Here is a 19,872-nt window from a genome sequence, read left to right as displayed (position 1 = left end):
ATGACTTGTGCCGGACAAGGCGAAGCCGCCCTCCGGTAAAACGGAAATTTACTAATTTATTGAGTCTGGTGACTGAACTATGTGGAAAACACTTCATCAACTGGCGATGCCCCCACGTCTCTATCAGGTCTGTGGCTGGTTTATTCCATGGCTGGCGATTGCCAGCGCAGTGGTACTGGTAACAGGATGGGTTTGGGGATTTGGCTTCGCGCCAGCGGATTATCAGCAGGGGCAGAGCTATCGCATTATCTATCTGCACGTCCCGGCGGCAATCTGGTCGATGGGCATTTACGCATCAATGGCGGTTGCCGCGTTTATCGGCCTGGTCTGGCAGATGAAAATGGCCAATCTGGCGCTGGCGGCGATGGCGCCAGTTGGCGCAGTGTTTACCTTTATTGCACTGGTGACAGGTTCCGCATGGGGCAAACCGATGTGGGGGACCTGGTGGGTCTGGGATGCCCGACTCACCTCTGAACTGGTGCTGCTGTTTCTCTACGTTGGCGCCATTGCGCTGTGGCATGCCTTTGATGACCGCCGCCTGGCGGGGCGCGCTGCCGGTATTCTGGTGCTGATTGGTGTCGTGAACTTACCGATTATTCACTACTCGGTTGAGTGGTGGAACACGCTGCATCAGGGGTCGACCCGCATGCAGCAAAGTATTGATCCGGCGATGCGTACGCCACTGCGCCTGGCGATCGTCGGCTATCTGCTCCTGTTTGTCACGCTGGCGCTGATGCGCATGCGTAATCTGATTTTATTGATGGAAAAACGCCGCCCGTGGGTGAGTGAACTGATCTTAAAAAGAGGCCGCCAATGACCCCTGCATTTGCATCATGGAGTGATTTTTTCGCGATGGGCGGTTACGCCTTATATGTCTGGCTGGCCGTGGCCATGAGTGTAATTCCGTTGCTGGTGCTGGTGCTGCATTCTGCACTACAGCATCGCGCAATCTTACGCGGTGTGGCGCAGCAGCGGGCGAGAGAAGCGCGTATGCGTGCAGCGCAAGTGCAACGGGAGGCGGCGTGAATATTCGACGTAAAAATCGGCTATGGATAGCCTGTGCGGTGCTGGCGGGCCTGGCTTTGACCATCACGCTGGTGCTCTATGCGCTGCGTTCCAATATCGATCTGTTCTATACGCCGGGAGAAATACTCTACGGCAAGCGCGAAACTCAGCAGATGCCGGAAGTCGGTCAACGCCTGCGCGTTGGCGGTATGGTTATGCCCGGTAGCGTAAAGCGCGATCCGCAGTCGCTGAAAGTTAACTTCAGCATCTATGACGCCGAAGGCGTGGTGGATGTGACCTATGAAGGTATCCTGCCGGATCTGTTCCGTGAAGGGCAGGGCGTCGTTGTTCAGGGAGAACTGGATCAGGGAAATCATGTGCAGGCCAAAGAGGTCCTTGCCAAGCATGATGAAAATTACACCCCGCCGGAAGTCGAAAAAGCGATGCAGGAAAACCATCGTCGTCCGGAAAGTGTTTATAAGGATAAAACGTCATGATGCCTGAAATTGGCAACGCGCTGTTGTGCCTTGCGCTTGGCGTTGCACTGTTGCTGTCGGTTTATCCGCTGTGGGGTGTTGCGCGTGGCGATGTCCGGATGATGGCCTCTGCGCGACCCTTTGCCTGGGTGTTGTTTATCTGTGTGATGGGTGCGTTTCTGGTGCTGGTAAACGCCTTCGTGGTTAATGACTTTACCGTGACCTATGTCGCCAGCAACTCCAATACGCAACTTCCGGTCTGGTATCGCGTCGCCGCGACATGGGGCGCGCATGAAGGCTCATTGTTGCTGTGGGTGTTGCTGATGAGCGGCTGGACGTTCGCTGTGGCGCTGTTCAGCCAGCGGATGCCGCTGGATATCGTCGCCCGCGTACTGGCGGTGATGGGCATGGTCAGCGTTGGCTTCCTGCTGTTTATCCTGTTTACTTCCAATCCGTTTGCCCGCACGTTGCCAGATTTTCCTATTGAAGGCCGCGACCTGAATCCGCTGTTGCAGGATCCTGGGCTTATTTTCCACCCACCATTGCTGTACATGGGTTATGTCGGTTTCTCCGTGGCGTTTGCCTTTGCGATTGCCGCACTGATGAGCGGGCGTCTGGATAGCACCTTTGCCCGTTTTTCGCGTCCGTGGACGCTGGCTGCATGGGTGTTTCTGACGCTGGGTATTGTGCTCGGGTCTGCGTGGGCCTATTACGAACTGGGCTGGGGCGGTTGGTGGTTCTGGGACCCGGTAGAGAACGCGTCGTTTATGCCGTGGCTGGTGGGGACTGCGCTGATGCACTCGCTGTCAGTGACCGAACAGCGCGCCAGCTTTAAAGCCTGGACGTTGCTGCTGTCAATCTGCGCCTTCTCGCTTTGCCTGTTAGGGACGTTCCTGGTGCGCTCTGGCGTGCTGGTGTCGGTGCATGCCTTCGCCTCAGATCCGTCACGCGGGATGTTTATTCTGGCCTTCATGGTGCTGGTTATCGGCGGTTCCCTGCTGCTGTTTGCGGTTCGCGGTCACAAGGTCCGCTCACGGGTTAATAACGCGCTGTGGTCGCGTGAATCGCTGTTGCTGGGTAATAACGTGCTGCTGATTGCTGCCATGCTGGTGGTGCTCCTGGGCACGCTGTTGCCATTGGTGCACAAACAGCTGGGGCTGGGTAGCATTTCGATTGGCGAGCCATTCTTCAATACCATGTTTACCTGGCTGATGGCGCCGTTCGCGCTGTTGCTGGGAATAGGGCCATTAGTGCGTTGGGGCCGTGACCGACCGCGCAAGCTGAAAACGCTACTGATTGTCGCGTTTGTCACCACGCTGGTACTGTCGCTGCTGCTGCCGTGGCTGTTTGAAGACCGCATCGCTGCCATGACGGTCGTGGGTATGGCAATGGCATGCTGGATATTCGTGCTGGCGATGTCCGAGGCGTTCCTGCGTATTTCGCGCGGCATGAAGCTGACGCCGAGCTACTGGGGCATGGTTTCAGGTCACGTAGGACTGGCTGTTACCATCGTCGGTATTGCCTTTAGCCAGAACTACAGCGTTGAACGTGATGTGCGCATGAAGGCGGGTGATAGCGTCAGTATCCATAACTATCAGTTCACGTTCCGCGAAGTGAAAGATATTACCGGACCTAACTACCGGGGCGGTGTCGCCATTATTGGCGTTACCCGAGATGGTAAACCAGAAGCCACGCTGCATGCGGAAAAACGCTTCTATAACAGCACCAGTTCGATGATGACCGAAGCGGCAATTGACGGTGGATTCACACGCGATCTGTACGCTGCGCTGGGTGAAGAACTGGATAACGGCGCATGGGCTGTGCGTCTGTACTACAAACCGTTTATTCGCTGGATTTGGGCCGGAGGATTGCTGATGGCGCTGGGCGGATTGTTCTGCCTGTTTGATCCACGCTATCGCCAGCGCACGCGTCCTCGCGCCGCGGTGCAAAAAAATGCGTCGGAGGCTGTATGAAGCGCAACGCACTGTTAATTCCGTTTATTATTTTTCTGATTATTGCGGCGGCGCTGCTGTGGCAACTGGCGCGTAACGCTCAGGGGGACGATCCCACTAATCTGGAGTCGGCGCTGATCGGCAAACCCGTTCCGACATTCCGCCTGGAGTCGCTGGAAAATCCGGGTCAGCATTATCAGGCCGATGTGCTGACCCAGGGCAAACCGGTACTGCTGAACGTCTGGGCGACCTGGTGTCCGACCTGTCGCGCCGAACATCAGTACCTGAATCAGCTGTCTGCGCAGGGCGTGCGGGTGGTGGGTCTGAACTATAAAGACGATCGTCAGAAAGCCATTGTCTGGCTGAAAGAGCTGGGCAATCCTTACTCATTAAGCCTGTTTGACGGCGACGGTATGCTTGGTCTGGATCTTGGCGTGTACGGCGCGCCGGAGACGTTTCTGATCGACGGTAAAGGTATTATTCGCTATCGCCATGCCGGTGATTTGAATGCCAGAGTGTGGGAGAGCGAGATCAAACCGTTGTGGGATAAGTACAGTAAGGAGGCTGCGCAATGAGATTTTTACTGGGCCTGCTGATGCTGGTTATCTCGGGATCCGCGCTTGCGACCATCGATGTGATGCAGTTTAAGGATGAAGCGCAGGAGCAGCAGTTCCGTCAGCTCACTGAACAGTTACGCTGCCCAAAGTGCCAGAACAACAGCATTGCTGACTCTAACTCAATGATTGCCACCGATCTGCGTCAGAAGGTTTACGAACTGATGCAGGAAGGGAAAAGCCAGAAAGAAATTGTCGATTACATGGTGGCGCGCTACGGCAACTTCGTGACTTACGATCCGCCGTTGACGCCGCTGACCGTGCTGCTGTGGGTGATGCCGGTGGTCGCGATTGGTCTGGGTGGCTGGATTATTTTCGCCCGTACTCGCCGACGTGTCCGGGTGAAACAGGAAGCGTTTCCTGACGACGTTATCCCGGATGGCAAGCGCGGTGGGTTCGGGTTGTTTGTGCCCGGCATCGTGGTGGCGCTGGGGGTTGGCGCAGTGAGCTATTATGAAACCGGCAACTATAAGCAGGTTCAGGTCTGGCAGCAGGCGACTGCACAGGCCCCGGCGCTGCTGGAGCGGGCGTTAGATCCAAAGGCTGAACCGCTGAATGAAGAGGATATGGCGCGCCTGGCGCTGGGATTACGCACCCGGCTGCAAACCGATGCCGGAAACGTTGAAGGCTGGATTATGCTTGGTCGCATAGGCATGGTTCTCGGTAATGCCAGTACGGCGACTGAAGCGTATGCCAATGCGTACCGACTGGATCCGAAAAACAGCGATGCTGCGCTGGGCTATGCGGAAGCGTTGACCCGTTCTTCCGATCCAGACGATAACCGTCGGGGAGGGGAGCTGCTACGCCAGTTGGTGCGCGGCGAACATGCCAACGTGCGGGTTCTCAGCATGTACGCGTTTAACGCTTTTGAACAGCAGCGCTTCGGCGAGGCGGTTGCGGCGTGGGAGATGATGCTGAAATTATTGCCCGCCAATGATACCCGTCGGGCGGTAATTGAGCGCAGCATCAAACAGGCGATGGAGCAGCTAACGCCGCAGGAGAAGTAAGAGTGGAAGATGCCGGATGGCGACGCAAAGCGTCTTATCCGGCCTACTGATGCACGTGACTTGTAGGCCCGATAAGCGTAGCGCCATCGGGCAATATCTGATTACTGCATGCCGCGTGTTTGTAAAAACAGGATGGTGGCGGCAACGCGAGAGCGGACGTTAAGTTTTCGCAGCAGGTTGCGGATATGCACTTTCACCGTTTGCTCGGAAATATTCAGTACGGATGCAATCTGTTTATTCGATAATCCCTGAGCCAGTTCATGTAACACATCCAGCTCGCGTTCGGTGAGTACGCTGAACGGATCTTCCTCGGCGCCAAACAGTTCCCGTTCCCGCAGATAATCGCTGACGCGTTGGCTAAAGGCTTTACCTCCTTTTGCGCCAGCGCGAATGGCTTCCAGCAGGACTTCAGGATCGCTGTCTTTAAGTAAATAGCCATCCGCGCCGGCATCAATTAAGGCATACACATCGCTGGCGGCATCCGAAACGGTAAGAATAATAATTTGCGCGGTGACGCCATCCCGGCGCAGCGCATTCAGGGTATCCAGTCCGCTCATGCCTTTCATATTGAGATCCAGCAGGATCACATCTAGATCCAGACGGTTTGCCAGATCGATAGCGCTCGCACCGTCGCCGGCTTCGGCAACTACGTCAAATGCGCTATCCAGCTGCAGTAATTGACTGATTCCTCGCCGCATGAGTGGGTGGTCGTCAACAATCATCACCTTAAAAGGTGTTAATTCAGGCATCTTCTTCTCCTGAGCACTCTTAATTTCGTTATATTCCGGGGCATGGGATAATCCTGATTTATCACGTAGATGATAAGGCAACGTGACCTTACTTTTTACAGGTGCAAATAGTATATCCTGACTCAAAAAGCTCTCATTGGAATTTTTACAAAGAATACTCTTTATGATTTGAATCAAGGTGCTGGCGGTTTGCGAGACGAAAGTATTCTCGATTTGCTGTTTGACAACATTAATTAAATATCAACATTAATAAGTGGCAATAATAAGCAATGTTGATATTAAGGGTGCGAGCAGTTGGAAGAAAACTTCGCAGACGTCACCCATGCGGCACGACGTGCGCGACATACTCATCCCCGCGATCTTCCTGCAAATAGGCGACTAGCTATGGGATTGGGCCAATAGAGTAATTTAACTTAAGAATATAAAAAATCCTGAAATGCAATAGGAATAAAGTGAAAACGCATTTATTGCCTTTACTTTTGTTTGCATTTTGTGCTTTTTTGGCAAGAGTCGTACAGCCAGGTTCGGTTTCGTACTTTTTGGGGGGTAGGGTGAAGTTCAGGGATGAAAGAAAGTTGGCATTACTGATTGGGATGTTAGTTTTGCCGTTCACAACGGTTTCTGCCGCACTACTCTCTCCTGCGGATCGTAATACCATTCAGCAGCAACAACAGCAGCTACTTAATGAAAACCAGCGCCAGCGTGAAGAGCTGGAGCGTAGCGTTACGCTGCCCGAAGCCGTCACGCCGGAAACGCCAGCCCGGACTGAAGGACCATGTTTTATGATTTCGCGCATTGATATTGACGGCGCAACGAAGTTGTCCGTCGCTGCCTCGGCAAAGCTTACCGCGCCGTGGGTGAATCAATGCCTGGATATTCCTCGCCTGACGGAACTGACAAATGCAATTTCCGACTGGTATATCAGCCGAGGTTACATCACCAGTCGTGCCTTTTTAACCGAACAGGATCTCTCCTCTGGGGTGCTGCACATTGCGGTGCTTGAGGGAAAATTGCAGCAAATACGTCTGGAAGGTGTCCCATCGCGCACGCTGAAAATGATCTTTCCTGGGCTGGAAGGAAAGATTCTCAATCTGCGTGACATTGAACAGGGTATGGAGCAGTTGAACCGGGTTCGCCAGACGCCGGTGGAAATTGAAATTTTGCCGGGCAGCCAGCAGGGGTTATCAATAGTTAATCTGAGCGCCACGCCTGAATTCCCCGTTAACGGCTCCGTCAGTTTTGATAACAGCGGACAAAAGAGTACCGGAACCGGACAACTGAGCGGGGCATTATTTTTCAATAATATGCTCGGACTGGCGGATAAATGGTTTATCAGCGGCGGGCGTAGCAGCGATTTTTCGAGCAGTAAAGATGCGCAGAACGTTGCTGCTGGTGTGAGTGTTCCTTACGGCTACGGATTGCTGGATTACAGCTACAGCTGGAGTAACTATCTCAGCACCATTAATAACAATGGCTATGCATGGCGTTCCACCGGTGACAGTGAAACCCATCGTCTGACTGGCTCCTGGGTTTTGTTTCGCAACGGTGATATCAAAACCGCAGCATCGCTGGGTCTCACGCATCGAATCAACCGTAACAAATTGAACGATGTGCTGCTGGAAACCAGTAGCCGCAAGCTTTCCAGCGTTTCGCTGGGTATCAACCATACGCAAAAAATTGCTTCCGGCGTTGCGACGTTTAACCCCACATTCACCCAGGGCGTGCCGTGGTTTGGCGCAGAGGATGACAATGATAAACAGGGTGATGTGCCAAAGGCAGAATTTCGCAAATGGAGCGTCAGCGGCAGTTTTCAGCGCCCGCTGACAGAAAAACTGTGGTGGCTGAGCAGCCTCTATTTTCAATGGTCACCGGACCGCCTTTACGGCAGCGAACGCCTGACGCTGGGCGGTGAAACATCGGTACGCGGCTATAAAGAACAATACATTTCAGGAGATAACGGCGGCTACTGGCGCAACGAAGTGAATTACTCGCTTTTTACGCTGCCGGTGTTGGGACAGATTGGCGCGATAGCGGCATTCGACGGCGGCTGGCTGAAACAAGATAGCGTTGACAGGTATGCCTCTGGCACGTTGTGGGGGGCCGCGCTGGGATTAACCAGCTCAGGGCGCTGGTTCTCCAGTCAGTTTACCGTAGGAACACCGGTGAATTATCCGGACTGGCTGGCACCGGATCATCTCAATGTGTATTACCGCGTTGCGGTGGCTTTTTAAGGAACAAGGATGATGAAAAAGGATCAGGTTCGTTTCTCCCAGCGTTTGCTAAGTGGCATGTTGAGTTTCCTGCTGGCTACCCAACCACTGCTCCCGGCGATGGCTGCCGCCATCACGCCTGAAGGCAATACGCAGATGGATAAAGCCGCCAATGGTGTTCCGGTGGTGAATATTGCCACGCCGAACCAGTCCGGGATTTCACACAACAAATATAACGACTACAACGTGGGAAAAGAGGGACTGATCCTCAACAACGCGACCGGGCAATTTACCCAAACCCAGCTCGGCGGCATCGTCCAGAATAACCCGAACCTGCGTCCCGGAAAGGAAGCATCAGGGATCATCAACGAAGTTACCGGCGCTAACCGTTCGCAGCTACAGGGCTATACCGAAGTCGCGGGGAAAGCCGCCAACGTCATGGTCGCCAACCCCTACGGCATTACCTGTAACGGGTGCGGGTTTATCAACACGCCTAACGCCACACTGACTACCGGTAAACCGGTGCTGGATGCTAACGGTAACCTGCAGTCGCTGGATGTGAGCAAAGGCAGCATTACCATTGAAGGCAAAGGGCTGGATGGAAGCCAGAGCGATGCGGTGTCAATTATTGCCCGCGCCACGGAAATTAACGCAGCGCTACACGCCAAAGATCTGAATGTTATCGTCGGCGCGAATCGCATCGCGGCGAATGGCCAGACGAGCCCGCTGAATGGCGAAGGAGAAGCACCGAAAATCGCGGTAGACACTGGCGCATTAGGTGGGATGTACGCTAACCGTATTCATCTGGTCTCCAGCGAGAAAGGGCTGGGGGTCAACCTCGGGGATCTGAATGCCCGCCAGGGTGATATCACCCTCAATGCTAACGGGAAATTAACGATCGGCAACAGTCTGGCAAACGGTGGTCTTTCTGCCAGGGGAGAAGGTGTCACGTTGACCGGTAGTCATAAGACCGCAAGCGGGATGGCCATCAACAGCACCGGGGCGTTAGCGCTACAAGGTGCAAATCTCTCCAGTGGTGCAGGCGTGCTGCTGGGCAGCGATGGCAAGATGACGATCGATGGTGGCGGGGTTGCCGCAGCTGGAGAGTTGCAGATTACGGCTAAACAGGATGTAGCCATTGCCGCAACCACTCTGGTTAGCCAGAAAAACACCTCACTGCGTAGCGACGGTTCGCTGACAATCACCGACGGCAGCCTGACCAGTAAAGAAAAACTGGATGTCGCGGGCACTAATGGGATGACGCTGACCCGTTCCACACTGGGGAGTGATGCTGATGTTAGCCTTAACAGTCACGGCAATCTGTCGGCTAAAGGGGGATTGCTCTCTGCAGGTAACGGACTCACGCTGAAGGCACAGCGCATAGCACTGGATAACGCCAGTCGGGCCGATGCGAAAGGAGCATTAAGCCTGGCCGGTAGCGAAATGAACAACCAGGGACAGGTCAATGCGGGAGGCGCGTTGTCTCTTTCCGGTGACCACCTCGTGAATGGTGGTCAACTGGCTGCGAACGGCCATCTTGATGCGTCGGTAACCCGCCTCGAAAATGGGAGGCTGATGCAGGGTAACAGCGTATCGGTCCATAGCGGGTCGCTGGAAAATAGGGGCACACTGGCGAGCGGTGGCCTGCTTTCAGTACAGACAACAACGCTGAACCAACAGGGCACCCTCAGTGCGAAAAACGATGCGGATATCCGGGCAGATGCCACGCTGCTAAACGGTGGAACGTTGCTCTCTGATGGCTCATTAACGGTGCAGGCCGCGACAGTTGAACAATATGGCGTCCTCTCTGGCAGCCGGGGGGTGACAGTCAATGCTGAAAACCTCACCGCCGCGAAAGATTCGCTGATCGCCGGGCAACAGGGCATACAGTTAAACGCTGCGCAAAACCTGAACCTGAACGGTCAGGTTAATGCCGCTGGTGCGCTTAACGTGGGCGCAAAGCAGCTGACTACTGGCAAGGACGGCCATCTGCAGAGTGGTCTGGACCTTGTGATTACCGGCAACAGCGTCACGCTGGACGGTGTACAGGCGGCAAAAGGTTCGCTGGACGTAACGGCGGACAGGCTCAGTCATGGCGGAAAATCCACCGGGACACGCGTTGGTTTCAGCGCGCAGCAGTCAGTTGATAACCAGGGTGAACTGCTGGCCGATACCCTGATGCTCAGCACGGCGAAGCTGACTCATAGCGGTAGCGCCAGCGCTGAACGCATCTCGATTATTGCCCCTGAACTTTTCACCAGCAGCGGCTCTCTGGTAGCCGAAACGCTAGTTCTTCACAGTCAGCATGTTGTGAATAGCGGTCTGATGCAGGGCAACGCGGCAATGGACCTGCAGATTGATACGTTAGATAACCTTAGCGGCGGCTCGCTCTATGCCCGGCGTTCTCTGGCGCTGGATATACCGTATCTGACCAACCATGGGCTGATTACTACCGACGGTTCATTGCACCTCAACGGTCGCCAGTTGGTTAACGGCGGAGAAATTAACGGCGTTGATCTGCAAAGTGAATATGCGACGGTAAAAAACGAAACCGCGGGGCGCCTGCTGGCGGACACGTCATTATCTGTTAACGGACAGAAGACAGATAACCTCGGACTCATGGCCGCCGATACGCTTGTGCTGAACAGTCGGGACGTGAATAACGACGGCAATGTGCTGTCGGTGGGGGAATTAATCCTGAAGAATCAGACCCTCCACAACGCCGGCTTGCTGCAGGGCAGCACGCTGAATCTGGAAGCAAATACGTGGCAAAACAGCGGTAATGCGTTGGGTGAAACAGGGGTAACGGCAACGGTACACGACGTGTTCACTAACCAGGGCAACGTACTCAGCCAACAGGGTATGACCGTGCATGCCGCCAGCGTGAATAACGGCGGACTGCTGGCGGCGAAGGTGCTGGCATTACACGGCGATCTCAGTAACAGCGGGATCCTGCAGGGGAATCAGATGCTCGGCTGGGATGGCAATCGCTTCACTAACCTTGCTGGCGGGCAGGTAACCGGCGGCGAAGAGTTGCATCTTAGCGGAAAGCGTATCGACAACGATGGCCAACTGGAGGCCCGTACGGCGGCGATTACGCTGGACATCCTGCGGAACGGCGGCAGTATTCAGGCTCAGAATAGCCTGAAGATCACTGCCAGCGAGCGACTGGACAATCAGGGAGCGCTGCGCAGTCTGAATCTGTTCAAACTGGCTGCAGCGCAGTTGTTTAACGACAAAACGATTGCAGCAAAATCCCTTAGCATTTCCGCGCCGGAGCTTATGAATAACGGCACTGTGCAGGGTAATTCGGTGCTACAGCTCACCACCCGCAATCTGTTTAATGGTCAGCAGGGACAACTGGTTAGCGGCGCGGGGCTGGATTTAGGCCTCGACACGCTGGAAAACCACGGTCTGCTGTTGACGAATACCGACTTCACGCTGCGCGGCAGCACATTAATTAACGCCGGTGATATTCAGGCCGATTCCCTGGATCTGACGCTGGCAAACTCAGTTGAAAACCAGGGTAACCTGGTGGCGAAACAGGGGGCGTCGATAAATACCGCCTCTCTGGATAACCGCGGTACGCTGGCGGCGAAAAGTGTCACTCTGGATGGAAAATCCATCCGTAACAGCGGTCTGGTTCAGGGTAATGACAGTACCTCGGTTTCTGCGAATACCTTCACCACGGATGCCACAGGTAAATGGCTGGCCGGTAATGCGCTGTTGGTGCATACCAGTGCGATGGAAAACGCCGGCGTACTGCAGGGCGATGTCCTGACATTCACTGCCGACTCGCTGAATAACAGCGGCGTGCTTAACGGTTTACATGGCCTGGAAGGCAAGCTATCCGGGCGACTTATCAACCCCGGATACATTCAAAGTGGCGGCGTACTGACGCTGACGGCTGATGATATCAACAGCGCCGGGCGTATTGCCGGTGACAGGCTGACGCTTGCAGCCTCGACGCTAAACAATACTGGCCTGTGGCAGGGGACGAACGGGCTTGCGCTGTCTGGCGATGTGCTCACGACGGGTATAACGTCCCGTACGCTGAGCGGTGGCGCGTTGACCTTCGATGTCGGCAATATTACGACGCAGGGAACGCTGCAGGGGCAGCAACTTACGCTGACCGCTGATGACTGGCTGCACAAAGGCTCGCTGATAAGCCTGGGTAATCTGACGGCGACTGTAAACAACGGCCTTACCACGTCAGGCGACGTGATGAGTCATGGCGGAATGTCACTGACCGCGCAGCAGCTTGATAACAGCGGAAAGCTGCTCAGCGAAAGCGACGTAACGCTCGACGGCGCACAGCTTGATAACCGCGGCACGGTACAGGGAAATACCCTGACCCTGCAGCAAAACCGGATCCACAATCAGGGCACGCTGACCGGCCTGCAAAGCCTGACGCTGGAAGCACGTCAGCGTCTGATGGCGCGCATGGCGATGGCTTCACCGCAACAGGAATTGATTAACGCAGCAGGTGGTTCACTACTGACGCAGGGAACGCTAAAACTCACGTCTGGCGATGTGACGAATAATGGCACATGGCAGGGGCAGTCAATTCTGCTCAATGCGCAAGCGCTGACAAACAATGGGGCAATACACAGCGCCGACGCCCTGCAGCTTACGCTCGCGAATAACCTGACTTCTGCGGCGGGCAGCAAAATTACCGCGCTGGGTAACGCGACGCTACAGGCGCTTTCTCTGACTAACGCCGGGCAATGGACGGCGAAAAATCTTACGCTGAAGGGGGCAACCCTCGATAACAGCGCGGCAATTAGCGGCGTAAATGCGCTCACGCTTGCCATGAACGGCGCGGTCAGGCAGCAGAAAGCGGGCAGTATGCTGAGCGGCGGCGCGTTGGATCTGACTGCGGCGTCAGTCACCAACGAGGGCAAAATTCAGGGGGCGACGCTGGGCATGACGTCCGGCGCATTGACCAACAGCGGACGCCTACAAGGGGATAATGGCGCAACGCTGTCGCTGAGCGGCGATTTGATAAACCAGGCTTCCGGGGAGATTGTCAGCCGTCAGGGGCTGACGCTTTCTACTCCAGTGCTGTCCAACTACGGTTTAATGCAGAGCGGTGGAGAAACCCATCTTAACGCCACAGCTCGCGCGCTCAATGACGGTAAACTGCTTTCCGGCGCGGGAATGACGCTGACCACGCCGCAGTATTCCGGCGCAGGCTGGTTACAGGCGACAAACCTCATTCTGAATGCGGCAACGGCCACCAATGGCGGGAACTGGCTGGCCGACAGCGCCACGCTTACCGGTAACAATTTTACCAACCAGGGAACGACACAGGCCGGTCAGCTGGCGGTGAAATACACCCAGGTGACGAATAACGGTACGCTGTTGGGCAACTCGCAACTGAGTGTTAATGCCAGTCAGGTTAATCAGAATGCGGCAGGCAAACTGTTCAGCGGTGGCGACCTGTCCGTTGAAAGCCACGGGCTGGATGCGTTGGGGCAGGTGGTTGCGCTAGGTAATCTGACGCTGAAACTGGTGAATGGCTTTACTGCGCAAAGCGCGTTTGCCGCGGGTAAAACGCTGACCATGACCAGCGAGGGTGCTATCGACAACCGTAGCGTGCTTCAGGGGCAGTCGCTCAACCTGACGGCGGGCGGGCAGCTCAGCAATAACGGGCAAATCACAACGGGCAACGGTGCGAGCCACCTCAGCGGCAGCAACGTGGCGCTCAATGCCGCCGGAACGTTACAGGGCGGTGGGGATATTACGCTGACCAGTCGCGGTAATATTTCAGTCGATGGTTTCACCGGCACGCGTGGTTCTCTGACGCTCAATGCGCCTGGCGCTATCGTTAATACGGCGCTGTTGTACGCGGCAAATAATCTGGCGCTTTATGCCAACACCATTACCAACCAGCGCGGCGATATCCTTGCAGGCAACAATCTGTGGATGCAGCGAGATGCGGCGGGAAATGCCAACAGCGAAGTGGTCAACACCTCCGGCAATATCGAAACCCAGAACGGTGATATCACCATCAAAACCGGGCATCTGCTGAACCAGCGGGATGGGTTGACTATCAGTCAGAGAAAGCAGGATTTTTCTAATGCATTACCTTCGGGACCATTTTTATTTCCAATCACGATTGGTGATGGTAAGAAAAAGCCGGATGTTGAGCTTAGTCTGCAGGAATGGCTGAAATCACCTGAAAATATTATCTGGAGCTATTGGGGAGAACGTTGCGCCGGAAATAGTCAGATCTGCCACGATAGATATAAGTATCTTTTAGTTGGGAATGATCTTCGTCGTTTTATATTAAGTGAATCAATAGTTGAAGCGAATGCTACGGGGGATGCCGCACGTATTGCCTCAGGTAGGGATATTGTTATCAACGCTACAATAATGGATAACCGTGCAAGCCATATTCTTTCGGACAGAGAGGCATTACTGAGAGGAGATTCGTTGAATAATCTTTCTGCCGAAGCCGGGCATGAAATCGTTTATCAAGAGGCTGAATACCGGTGTGAGTGGTTCTCTGATAATTGCAATTTAACCCCTGAGAGACTTAAGGGCTATCCCAGATACGGTAAATGGTATCAGTCCACTGATACTTACGGAGGACTGGTTATACCCAATAAAGATGGCTTCGAATACATAGGGGTTCCGTATGTTTTAGGGGAAATTAAAAAGGAGTTTACAGCTGATAGTGAGTCATACCGCTCAGTAATTAGTGCGGGTGGGAATATTACAGCGACTTTCACTAATGACATTAGTAATACCAGCATCACAGCGAACAGTGGAGTTGGCACCACTATTTCTGTGCCAACCCTCAACACTCTCAGCAACCAAACTCTCAGTAATGGGGTGCAAAAGCAGGCGCTGGCAGGCAATGACACGGTGAGCGTCAGCTCCCCACAGTGGAACGACCAACTGCAGGATGCATTACAGCAGATTACCGGCGGCGGCACGCTGGAAAGCGGTGGCGTATCGGACGCCACGCTCAGCTCTGTTTCTACCACACAGAAAGGTGATGCCAGCCTCGGCCAACTCAATGGCCTGATTAACCCAGGCGAGAAGGGCGTGAATACCGCCGGGCAAAATCAGGGCAAAACGGTGGATACCAGTGCGTATCCGTTGCCTTCCGGAAAGAACGGTTATTTCGTCGTCTCCGACGATCCGAAAAGCCCGTACCTGATCAACGTCAACCCGAAACTGAATGGCCTTGGTCAACTCGATCCCAGCCTGTTTGGTGATTTGAATGCCATGCTGGGTATCAAACCGGGCAAAGCGCCGCGTGAAACTAACGTTGCGTATACCGATCAAAACCAGTTTCTGGGATCGGCCTATATGCTCGATCGTCTCAAACTGAACCCGGAATATGACTACCGTTTCCTCGGTGATGCGGCGTTCGATACCCGCTATGTCAGTAACGCCATGCTGAATAAGACGGGAAGTCGTTACATCAACGGTATAGGTTCTGACCTGGACCAGATGCGTTATCTGATGGACAGCGCTGCCAGTACCCAGCAGTCGCTGGGGCTGAAATTTGGGGTGGCCCTGACGGCCGATCAGATAGCGTCCCTTGAGCACAGCATGCTGTGGTGGGAAGCCGCGACCGTCAACGGTGAGACGGTAATGATACCGAAGCTGTATCTCTCGCCGAAAGATATCACGGTGAACAACGGTAGCGTCATTGCCGGGAATAATGTTCAGCTTACCAGCGGGAATATTACCAACGCTGGCAGTACGCTGCTGGCGAGAAACGATCTCACTCTCGACAGTCAGAACAGCATCAGCAACCTTAACAATAGTCTGATGCAGGCCGGGGGTAACCTTGAGCTGAGTGCGATTGGTGATATCAACAACGTCAGCTCCGCCATTAGCGGAAAAACGGTGACGCTGGAAAGCCTGGGCGGCAACATCAATAACCTGACGCTGGCGGAGCAGATTGATGTAAGTGCCAGGGACAAATACCGCAATGTGAGCTTTAAAGATACGTTGCTTGGTTCTGTGGCGTCCATTACCGCGCAGGACGGATTGTCGCTCTCGGCAGGCAAGGATATCTCCGTTACTGGCGCGAATCTCTCTGCGGGTGGCTCATTGCTGATGGATGCGTGGGGGGATATTGCGGTAAATGCCAACCAGATTAACGATGCCCGGAGCCATTCCGGACGCAGGGTCACAGAGACCGGTCGTTCGTCCGTGGACTGGCAGGGGAGCACCATCAGCGCGGGCGGTAACCTCGGTATCAATGCCGGGAATAACCTCAACGTCACCGCCAGCAATGTTAACGCGGGGGGGAATGCTCAGCTTACAGCGGGTAACGATCTCAATCTGAATGCGGCCACCACTCAGCAGAATAGCCGTAACGGCGGCAGTGAATCGCACAGCACCGGGCTTTCCCGTACCACCGTCTCAGCGGGTGACAATCTGGTGTTGAAAGCGGGTCAGGATATTAATTCTCACGCGGCCGGGCTGGCAGCGGAAAATGATGTGGGTCTGCTGGCCGGGCGTGATGTCAACCTGCTGGCTGAAGCAACAACCGACGGCGACAGCTATCGTGCGAAGAAGAAAACCGTGGTCAATGACGCCGTACGCCAGCAGGGGACGGAAATTGCCAGCGGCGGCGACACCGTCATTATCGCCGGGCGCGATGTGAGTGCGCAGGCAGCGGATGTTACGGCGCAGGACGACATCGGCGTCACGGCAGGCCGGGATGTGAATCTCACGACCGCCACAGAGAGCGATTATCACTACCAGGAAACCACGAAAACCAAAAAAGGATTCCTCAGTAAAAAAACTACCCATACGATTGAAGAAGACAGTGCTACGCGGGAAAAAGGCGCGTTGCTGAGCGGGGACAATGTGACTGTCGCCGCCGGGAATAACATTCTGGTACAGGGCTCAGCCGTTGCCGGTGACGGCAATGTGGCGCTGGGGGCTGGCAACAATGTGGATATCGTTGCTGCCACCAATACGGATACCTCATGGCGCTTTAAAGAGACGAAAAAGAGCGGGCTGATGGGGTCGGGCGGGATCGGCTTCACCATCGGTAGCAGTAAAACGACGCACGATCTGCGCGAAAAAGGCACCACCCAAAGCGAGAGCTTCAGTACGGTCGGTTCTACGGGGGGCAACGTCAGTATCACCGCAGGCCAGCAGGCACATATCGGCGGCGCGGATATCATCGCCCAGAAAGATATTGCTGTGCGCGGCGATAGTGTACTTATTGAACCGGGACACGACAAACGCACCCGTGATGAGAAGTTTGAGCAGAAAACCAGCGGACTGACGGTGGCGTTGTCAGGGGCTGTGGGCAGTGCGGTGAACAGCGCGGTTTCAGCAGCGCAGGATGCGAAAGATGAGAGTGACGATCGTCTTGCGGCTCTGAAGGCAACGAAAGCGGCGCTTTCCGGCGTGCAGGCTGCGCAGGGGGTTGTAGTTGCTCAGGCTGGCGGCGATCCGAATAACGGTATAGGCGTCAGCATTTCTCTGACTTCCCAGAAATCAAAGTTTGAGCAGCATGCCCGGAGTGATACTGTGGCAGGCAGCACCCTGAATGCAGGCAACAATCTGGCTATTACGGCGACGGGTAAAGGTCAGAGCGGGAACAGCGGCGATATTCTGATCGGCGGCAGCCAGATAAAGGCGGGTGGGGACACCACGCTTGCAGCAGCGAATGATATCGTACTGAGCGGTGCGGCAAACACTCAACAGACAACCGGGAAAAATAGCAGCAGCGGCGGCGGTGTAGGGGTCAGCATTGGCGGAGGAACCAATGGCTATGGTATCAGCGTCTTCGCCAACGTGAATGCGGCAAAAGGACATGAGAAGGGTAACGGCACGGCGTGGACGGAGACCACGCTGGACAGCGGTGGCATAGTATCGATGACCAGTGGTCGCGATGCCCTTCTGAATGGCGCGCAGGTCAGCGGCGATAAAGTGGTCGCGGATATTGGTCGCGACCTGTGGATGAGCAGCCAGCAGGACAGCAACGACTACAAATCGAAGCAGAACAGCGTAGCGGCAGGCGGCAGTTTTACCTTCGGTAGCATGACCGGTTCGGGCTATATCAGTGCCAGCCAGGACAAGATGAAAAGCACTTATGACTCGGTTCAGGAGCAGACAGGGCTTTTTGCGGGCGATGGCGGATTTGATGTGACGGTGGGACGTCACACGCAACTGGATGGCGCGGTAATCGCTTCGACGGCAACGGGGGACAAAAACAGCCTGGATACCGGAACGCTGGGGTTCAGGGACCTTCATAACGAAGCGGATTTTAAGGTCAGTCATTCAGGCGTCAGCCTGAGCGGCGGCGGTTCTTTTGGCGGCGACACGTTTAAAGGCAATATGCCGGGTGGAATGATTTCAGCGGGTGGCAACAGCGGGCATGCGGAAGGAACCACGCAGGCGGCGGTAGCGGAAGGAACAATTACGGTTCGTGATACAGCGAACCAGCAGCAGGATGTATCCGGTCTGAGTCGTGATACGGAACATGCGAACGACAGCATCAGCCCGATTTTTGACAAAGAGAAAGAGCAGAAGCGGCTGCAGACGGTAAGTCTCATCAGTGATATTGGCGGTCAGGCAGCGGATATTGCCAGAACACAGGGAGAGATAAATGCGCTGAAAGAGGCGCGCAGGGACAATCCGAATCTGCCTGCGGATAAGCTGAAAGATACCCCGAAGTATAAGGAAGAACTGGCGAAGTATGGCACGGGCAGCGATATTCAGCGGGGGATTCAGGCGGCAACGGCGGCGCTTCAGGGGCTGGCTGGCGGTAATATGGGGGCCGCGCTGGCGGGGGCGTCGGCACCGGAGCTGGCGCATCTGCTTAAATCGACAGAGGGCAATACTGCGGTAAATGTCATTGCCCACGCGATATTGGGCGGCGCAGTGGCGGCGATGCAGGGCAACAGCGCGGCGGCGGGCGCAGCGGGTGCGGCAACGGGTGAACTTGCGGCCCGGGCGATTGCAGGTATGCTGTATCCTGATGTGACTGACCTGTCGCAACTGAGTGAGGATCAGAAGCAGACCATCAGCACGCTGGCAACGATATCAGCAGGGATGGCCGGTGGTCTGTCGGGTGACAGTACGGCGTCGGCGGCTGCCGGGGCGCAGGCCGGGAAAAATGCGGTTGAGAATAACTCACTGAGTCTGCCGAAAGGGCTGAATGATATTGGTTTATCTCAGCAGTCACTTGCAGCCAGTATGCTCCAGAATGGTGCTTCACCGGATGAACTGGCGGCGGCGTTGGTTAAAAACTCGCAGGGTCAGATACCTGAAGGGCAGGATGCTGTTAAAGGGTTGCTGACAGCATGGGCAGAGTTCTTTGGGGTTCCGGTCAGTGCGCTGACGGCTGATGGAGAAATGACGCCGCAACGAGCAGCAGAAATCGTGGCAAGTGGTGTGCCGACCAGTGAAGCGAAGCTGGTTCAGTATGTGGCAGCCAAAGCGTTTCTGGCTGTTGCGAAGAATACAAATAGTAACCCTGCGCATAATGCGGCCAGCTATGCTGGTTTGAAGATGGATTTGAAAACAACCGAAGCGGCAAATGAAGTTGTAGAAAGTCTACGTAATACAGGGCAGTTGCCTCAGTATTATGTTGATAAAACACAAGCTATGACTAATGGCTGGAAGCCAGGGAAGGCATTAAATAATACAAATCCTGGCGGCCAGATAGGGGGAGATATTTTTCAAAACTCAACGAATATATTACCTTCTTCGGCAGGAAGAGTATGGAGAGAAGCGGATATCGGAATAAATAACACTATGTCAAGAAGCAATCAGCCGGGAACAAGGTTATTGTATTCAAACGATGGTTTACTTTATATCACAACAGATCACTATGAAACTGCAACTTCAATTGGTAGGTGGAAGTGA

Annotated in this window: 9 protein-coding genes; 8 read left to right on the top strand and 1 reads right to left on the bottom strand. The window is 54.8% G+C overall.

What is annotated here, in order from left to right:
* Positions 1 to 79: 79 nt before the first annotated feature.
* The 6 genes from OGY19_RS06665 to OGY19_RS06640 are packed head-to-tail and all read left to right on the top strand — an operon-like array spanning position 80 to position 5,054.
* The gene (locus OGY19_RS06665) at positions 80 to 817 is read left to right on the top strand and encodes a heme ABC transporter permease (RefSeq protein ID WP_061068190.1); all 738 of its coding nucleotides are present in this window, start codon (positions 80 to 82) and stop codon (positions 815 to 817) included.
* Positions 814 to 1,026: a heme exporter protein CcmD gene (gene ccmD, locus OGY19_RS06660; RefSeq protein WP_005129320.1), complete on the top strand. Its 213-nt coding sequence runs from the start codon at positions 814 to 816 to the stop codon at positions 1,024 to 1,026. The genes OGY19_RS06665 and ccmD overlap by 4 nt, the downstream gene beginning before the upstream one ends.
* Entirely contained in the window at positions 1,023 to 1,502 is a 480-nt protein-coding gene (gene ccmE / locus OGY19_RS06655; RefSeq protein ID WP_005129319.1) for a cytochrome c maturation protein CcmE, read from the top strand. Before ccmD ends, ccmE begins: the two co-directional genes overlap by 4 nt.
* Complete coding sequence (locus OGY19_RS06650) at positions 1,499 to 3,454, top strand: heme lyase CcmF/NrfE family subunit (protein ID WP_115601754.1); 1,956 nt, start codon at positions 1,499 to 1,501, stop codon at positions 3,452 to 3,454. Before ccmE ends, OGY19_RS06650 begins: the two co-directional genes overlap by 4 nt.
* The gene (gene dsbE / locus OGY19_RS06645) at positions 3,451 to 4,008 is read left to right on the top strand and encodes a thiol:disulfide interchange protein DsbE (RefSeq protein ID WP_003834613.1); all 558 of its coding nucleotides are present in this window, start codon (positions 3,451 to 3,453) and stop codon (positions 4,006 to 4,008) included. The genes OGY19_RS06650 and dsbE overlap by 4 nt, the downstream gene beginning before the upstream one ends.
* Positions 4,005 to 5,054: a cytochrome c-type biogenesis protein CcmH gene (locus OGY19_RS06640; RefSeq protein WP_115601755.1), complete on the top strand. Its 1,050-nt coding sequence runs from the start codon at positions 4,005 to 4,007 to the stop codon at positions 5,052 to 5,054. Before dsbE ends, OGY19_RS06640 begins: the two co-directional genes overlap by 4 nt.
* 101 nt (positions 5,055 to 5,155) lie before the next feature.
* Here the strand turns inward: OGY19_RS06640 and narP are convergent, their stop codons facing one another.
* Positions 5,156 to 5,803: a nitrate/nitrite response regulator protein NarP gene (gene narP, locus OGY19_RS06635; protein WP_061068186.1), complete on the bottom strand. Its 648-nt coding sequence runs from the start codon at positions 5,801 to 5,803 to the stop codon at positions 5,156 to 5,158.
* Positions 5,804 to 6,396: 593 nt separating this feature from the next.
* Here narP and OGY19_RS06630 point away from each other — a divergent pair.
* Both OGY19_RS06630 and OGY19_RS06625 read left to right on the top strand, forming a co-directional pair.
* Entirely contained in the window at positions 6,397 to 8,034 is a 1,638-nt protein-coding gene (locus tag OGY19_RS06630; protein WP_115602397.1) for a ShlB/FhaC/HecB family hemolysin secretion/activation protein, read from the top strand.
* A gap of 12 nt (positions 8,035 to 8,046) precedes the next feature.
* The gene (locus OGY19_RS06625; protein ID WP_286596279.1) at positions 8,047 to 19,872 is read left to right on the top strand and encodes a hemagglutinin repeat-containing protein; all 11,826 of its coding nucleotides are present in this window, start codon (positions 8,047 to 8,049) and stop codon (positions 19,870 to 19,872) included.

The sequence above is a fragment of the Citrobacter sp. Cy070 genome, assembly GCF_030332245.1.
Lineage (GTDB): Bacteria > Pseudomonadota > Gammaproteobacteria > Enterobacterales > Enterobacteriaceae > Citrobacter > Citrobacter youngae.
The sequence above is the reverse complement of the archived record's forward strand: the minus strand, read 5'-3'. Positions and strand labels throughout refer to the sequence as shown.